The sequence below is a fragment of the Mesobacillus sp. genome (genome assembly GCF_049588175.1).
Taxonomy (GTDB): Bacteria; Bacillota; Bacilli; order Bacillales; family Cytobacillaceae; genus Mesobacillus.
This window is the reverse complement of the sequence record NZ_JBAVFI010000653.1, coordinates 1-5,111: the sequence shown is the minus strand read 5'-3', so window position 1 is coordinate 5,111 and position 5,111 is coordinate 1. Positions and strand designations below refer to the sequence as shown.

Annotated in this window: 6 protein-coding genes; 5 read left to right on the top strand and 1 reads right to left on the bottom strand. The window is 38.1% G+C overall.

Going from position 1 to position 5,111, the window contains the following annotated elements:
- Positions 1-81 precede the first annotated feature (81 nt).
- The 4 genes from WB217_RS15720 to perR all read left to right on the top strand — a co-directional run bounded on the left by WB217_RS15720 (position 82) and on the right by perR (position 3,226).
- Positions 82-948 carry a TetR/AcrR family transcriptional regulator gene (locus tag WB217_RS15720; RefSeq protein ID WP_423994193.1) on the top strand — a complete coding sequence of 289 codons (867 nt, stop codon included), beginning with the start codon at positions 82-84 and terminating at the stop codon, positions 946-948.
- Between the two features lie 223 nt (positions 949-1,171).
- Complete coding sequence (locus WB217_RS15715; RefSeq protein WP_423994192.1) at positions 1,172-2,116, top strand: D-2-hydroxyacid dehydrogenase; 945 nt, start codon at positions 1,172-1,174, stop codon at positions 2,114-2,116.
- Positions 2,117-2,118: 2 nt separating this feature from the next.
- Positions 2,119-2,676 (top strand): cob(I)yrinic acid a,c-diamide adenosyltransferase, encoded by a 558-nt coding sequence (locus WB217_RS15710; RefSeq protein WP_423994190.1) that lies wholly within the window; start codon positions 2,119-2,121, stop codon positions 2,674-2,676.
- A gap of 106 nt (positions 2,677-2,782) precedes the next feature.
- Positions 2,783-3,226 carry a peroxide-responsive transcriptional repressor PerR gene (gene perR, locus WB217_RS15705; protein WP_423994189.1) on the top strand — a complete coding sequence of 148 codons (444 nt, stop codon included), beginning with the start codon at positions 2,783-2,785 and terminating at the stop codon, positions 3,224-3,226.
- Positions 3,227-3,449: 223 nt separating this feature from the next.
- Here perR and WB217_RS15700 read toward each other — a convergent pair whose 3' ends face one another.
- On the bottom strand, positions 3,450-3,803 hold the full coding sequence (locus WB217_RS15700) for a YgzB family protein (RefSeq protein ID WP_423994188.1): 354 nt from the start codon (positions 3,801-3,803) through the stop codon (positions 3,450-3,452).
- Positions 3,804-3,960: 157 nt separating this feature from the next.
- Here WB217_RS15700 and WB217_RS15695 point away from each other — a divergent pair, with 157 nt between their 5' ends.
- A complete protein-coding gene (locus WB217_RS15695) occupies positions 3,961-4,836 on the top strand; it encodes a nucleotidyltransferase-like protein (protein WP_335433338.1) in 876 nt (291 codons plus the stop codon).
- Positions 4,837-5,111 lie beyond the last annotated feature (275 nt).

Genomic DNA, 5,111 nt, shown 5'->3' with positions numbered 1-5,111 from the left:
GTATTACGATATGACTGTGCAGTCAAAATTGCTTCTGTGACCAGTCAGTCACATTAATTAAGTGTATTGGGAGGCTTTAAGGTGAAGGAAAAGGAAAAAGCGATCATCGAAGCGGCCATCAAGCTATATGCAACAAAAGGATTCTCATCAACCTCCATTCAGGAAATTGTGACTGAGAGTGGAATTTCCAAAGGAGCTTTTTATTTATATTTCAAATCAAAGGATGCTTTGCTTATTGCCATTCTTGAATATTACTTTGAACGTATTGAGAAAAATTTAGCAGCTTTTGAGCATGAAAATCTGCCTCCAAGAGAAAAGTTCGCTAAGCAGCTGACGGCTTTATTCAATACGATGCTTGAGCATAAAGAATTTATCATCATGCAATCTAGGGAACAGGCAATCCCTTTGAATGAAGAGGTAAAAGCACTCATGTTCCGTAAATATCATGAAGGGCATACATTTTACCAAGAAAGCCTTCGAGCCATATATGGAAAAAAAGCAGAGCGGCATCTGTGGGATTTGTCGTTAATGTTGGAAGGCTTGTTCAATTCTTACATAAAGCTTTTATTTTTCAATCAAGAGGGCTTTCAAAATAATGAACTGGCCGAGTATATCCTGAGAAGGATGGACTCTTTAGTTGTGGGATTAACCAATGAGCAGCCGGCAGCGACTGAAGAGAAGATGAAAGAACTCTTCAAAAAGACAAAGGCATTTTTCCTGGCACGAAATGGTGATGCAAAGAATGCGATTGAAAAAATGAAGCAAGTCATTTCGGCCATAGGTAATAATGATGATTTAAAAGTATCAATAGAGGTCCTCGAAGGTGAAATCGATAAGGAAACACCGCGGCTTCCGGTGATTCAGGGTATGCTATCCAATTTTAAGGATCAGGCCGCACTTGAGCGATATTGTGAAGAAATTGCTAAGTACTATAATTTAAAATTTTAATTTTCACAGCCTATTTTTCACAATAAAGGCTATTGTCCATTCATTTTGCTCCAAACTGAATATCATTGTATTAGGGCATACCTCCTCAAACAACTTTAAGCGAGCTGAAAAGCTCGCCTTTTTTTATGGGGATTTTTAGTTTTTTAGGCTTAGAAGTTGTTAGGAAGATTGAAAATTAATACAATTAAGAAATACAACTATAGATTCGAAGGGTTGGGTCCAATTGAAAATTTATTCATCTATACTGCCTGCAGAAGAATTGCAGACTGAAGTGAAAATGGCATTTCCTCAAGTGAACTTTGAATTTCATAAGGGAATAAAGGAAGATCTATTTTTAAATGCTGAAGTATTTATTACATATGGTGAAGATTTAACGGAAGAACTTATTTTAAAAGCTGATAAGTTAAAATGGATCATGGTGATGTCAGCGGGATTGGAAAAGATGCCGTTTGATGCCTGCAAGCAGATGGGAATCTTAGTTACAAATGCACGCGGAATTCATAAAATTCCAATGGCTGAATTTACAATTGGCATGATGCTGCAGCATGTAAAGCATATGAGGACACTATGGGAAAATGAAAGTAACCAATTATGGGAACGCAAGCTGCCGATGGGGGAATTGTTCGGCAAAACATTGCTCATTCTAGGTATAGGGGCAATCGGTGGAGAAGTTGCCAGGCTGGCAAAAGCGTTCCAAATGAAAACGATTGGTGTTAACCGCAGCGGCGAAAAGGCAGAATGGGCTGATGAAATTTATACGATGAAAGCTATTAAAGAGGCTTTGCCAGAAGCGGATTTCATTGCTTCCGTTCTGCCAAGCACGAAGGAGACAAAGCATCTCCTCGATGAAAGCCATTTTGATCTAATGAAGGATTCAGCCGTGTTCATAAATATTGGACGCGGAGATTTAGTGAAAGAAGAAGTTATATTGGCTGCCCTTCGAGATAGAAAGATTGCCCATGCGTATTTAGATGTTTTTTATACTGAGCCGCTGGCAGAAGAGCATCCATTTTGGAGGATGGATAATGTTACGGTAACGCCGCATATTTCAAGTATAACGAAAAACTATATGCCAAGATCTTTTGAAATTTTTAAACATAATCTGCATACATATATTAAAAAGCGTGCGGACTATATCAATGTAATCGACATGGACAGGGGGTACTAGGAATGAAGATTTATACTAAAACAGGTGATAAAGGAACAACCTCGCTCATTTACGGAACACGTGTCAGCAAAAACGATGCAAGGGTTGAAGCATATGGTACTTGCGATGAAACCAATTCGATGATCGGTCTCGCGCTTAGTTATTTGAATGGAGAGTATTTTAGCGGAAAGGAAGAATTGCAGTCGACCTTTCATAAAATCCAGACCGTCTTATTCCATGTAGGCGCAGAGCTTGCTACACCAGCTGGCAGGGAAGTGAAATGGACTCTTGAACAAAAAGATATCGATGAATTAGAACAGACGATTGATTCATGGGATGCAGCACTACCGCAATTAACCAACTTCATTCTTCCTGGGGGAAATCAAGCTGGAGCTGCACTTCATGTGGCAAGAACGGTTGCCAGAAGAGCTGAACGCCAGGCAGTTGAAATTGGTGATGAAGTAAATCCGCTTGTCCTTTCTTACTTGAACCGGCTGTCAGACTTTTTATTCGTAGCTGCAAGATATGTTAATATGCACCTTGGTTCAAAGGAACAAACATTGCACCAGGAAAATTCATAAAATCTTGATTGTATAGGTAGTTATATTGACAAAAGTGGAAATAAATTAGTACACTAATTATAAATATTATAAAATAAGAATAATAATCTTAAGAAATGTGAGGTGCATGGCGGTGGTACAGAGCCAGTTAAAAGAAGCCTTGGATACCTTGAAGGATACAGGAGTCCGTATTACTCCGCAACGTCATGCGATACTCGAATATTTAATAAACTCAATGTCGCACCCAACAGCAGACGAAATCTATAAGGCGCTGGAAGGGAAGTTCCCAAATATGAGCGTCGCGACAGTTTATAACAATTTGAGAGTATTCCGTGAAGTTGGACTAGTGAAGGAACTGACGTATGGAGATGCCTCAAGCCGTTTCGATTATGTGACTAGCCATCATTATCATGTAATATGCGAAAAATGCGACAAGATCGTTGATTTTCATTACCCAGGCCTCAATGAAGTAGAACATTTGGCTTCGCATGTGACAGGATTTAAGGTCGGCAACCATAGAATGGAGATTTACGGAACTTGTCCAGATTGCTCAGCTAAAGAAGCGCATTAATTAACACTGGTGGCGAAAGCTATCAGTTTTCTTTTTTTAGGCTTTCTTTTCATAATCATTGATGCTATTGTATTTTTTTGATCATTTTATTGTTAAGGAGTACTTCTGAAAGAGAACAAAGCTATATCAACTTATATAAGAAAAACTCGGCAGCTGCGCCGAGTTTATTTTGTGTTTGTTTTGTTGCAGCATCAGCGCTTGTAATGGCTGACTAAGGCCTGGCCTAATGCTGTTCTTGTTTGCGATTATATTTTTCATCAAAATCCTTGCCTTCTAGATTTGGGTCAAGGGTTAATGGTTCGTTGCAATACATGCACATATCTACCCTGCCAAGAACTTTAGTTTGCTTGCCGCAATTCGGACAGACAACCTGAACAGTTTTGGTGGAAAGCATCCCAATCCAAAAATAAACGGCTGTGCTCGCGATAATGAAAATCAGGCCCAGCAACATAAAGATTGTCATGACAACTGGAGAATTGCGAAAGAAGATGCCGCCGTACATAACGATGAAGCCGATGAAGATCAGGCTTAGTGCAAAAGTTCGGATTTTATTTATTTTACTAGAATATTTAGCCATCGATTTCCCTCCCTAAAAACTAACTATATCATACCATTTTCGGCATGATAAAACATAATCACTCTTAAATGGGTGTCGAAAAATGTCTAGAGAAATTGCAGGAGATTTTATATAATTGTCGAACATATATGCTAACAAACAAATGGAGGAGTTTATTATGGAGGATATCCTTCGTTCTATATACCAAGAACGCGCAAGCCACCCTAATACAATTGGAGTGGTGATGGTCGAGAAAAGGCAAAAAGCCATCCCAACCACCGATACATTTGATGTTATTCTGCTTATTATTGTTAAAGAAAATGATGATCCTGTGTTTGTGAAGCACTATTCTTATGGCGACAAGAAAGCTGCCATGCACATTGTGACTGAAAAGCAAATCCATGATTGGCTGTTAATAGGAAATAACAAAAAAATATTTGACTGGCTTTATAACGGTAAAATCATTTTTGATCGAAATGAACGTATCGCCAATCTGAAACATGAATTAAGAGAATTTCCGTTCTTCGGCAGAAAAATTAAAATGGGAATCGAATTCTCAAAGTTAATAAGAAGATATACAGACGGTAAAGCTTTTTTTGACAATTACCATTTTCTCGATGCCTATAACCATGTGGTTCATTCCTTGCACCATTTAGCGAGGCTTGCAGTAATCGAAAACGGATTTCATCCTGAGGTTACAGTCTGGCATCAGGTCAAACAAATTGAACCTGAAATCTATAAGTTATATGAAGAGCTTGTCTGCAGTGAAGAAACGATTGAAAAAAGATTGGAGCTTTTATTCCTTGCGAGTGAATTCCTTATTCATAAAAGAACAAAAATAGGCACCCAGCACCTTCTTGAAGTGCTGCAGGAAAATGAATACTGGTCTTTTAATGAGATGATGACGCACTCTGAGCTGGTTCCGTATTCTGTTGATCTTGGAATACTTGTTGAGTATTTGATTGAAAAGAAAATCATTGCTGTTGTTAACGTTGAAACGAAGGGTCAAGGCATTTACCACAGATATTATCAGGTTCCTGAAAAATTATCGTAAAAAAATAATAAAAGCTGTTGACCTTTTAAAAAATACTTGGTATATTAATAACCGTCGCTGCGAAACAAAGAAAAAACATTTTCGCGGCAGGCGGTTGAAATAATAAACAGCGTTTCGAAAAGAAAACATTCATTCAAAAAAGTGTTGACATAAAAAACGCTGAATGGTATATTAGTAAAGTCGCTTCTGGGTGACACGCTAACTAAATTGCTCTTTGAAAACTAAACAAACAAGCGTCAACAAACAATATTTTATAGTGACTTCTATTATATAGA

What these genes read in the sequence shown, in the direction of transcription:
- WB217_RS15710 (WP_423994190.1), top strand. Translation starts at nt 2,119, where the DNA reads ATGAAGATTTATACTAAAACAGGTGATAAAGGAACAACCTCGCTCATT.
- perR (WP_423994189.1), top strand. Translation starts at nt 2,783, where the DNA reads ATGGCGGTGGTACAGAGCCAGTTAAAAGAAGCCTTGGATACCTTGAAG.
- WB217_RS15700 (WP_423994188.1), bottom strand. Translation starts at nt 3,803, where the DNA reads ATGGCTAAATATTCTAGTAAAATAAATAAAATCCGAACTTTTGCACTA.
- WB217_RS15695 (WP_335433338.1), top strand. Translation starts at nt 3,961, where the DNA reads ATGGAGGATATCCTTCGTTCTATATACCAAGAACGCGCAAGCCACCCT.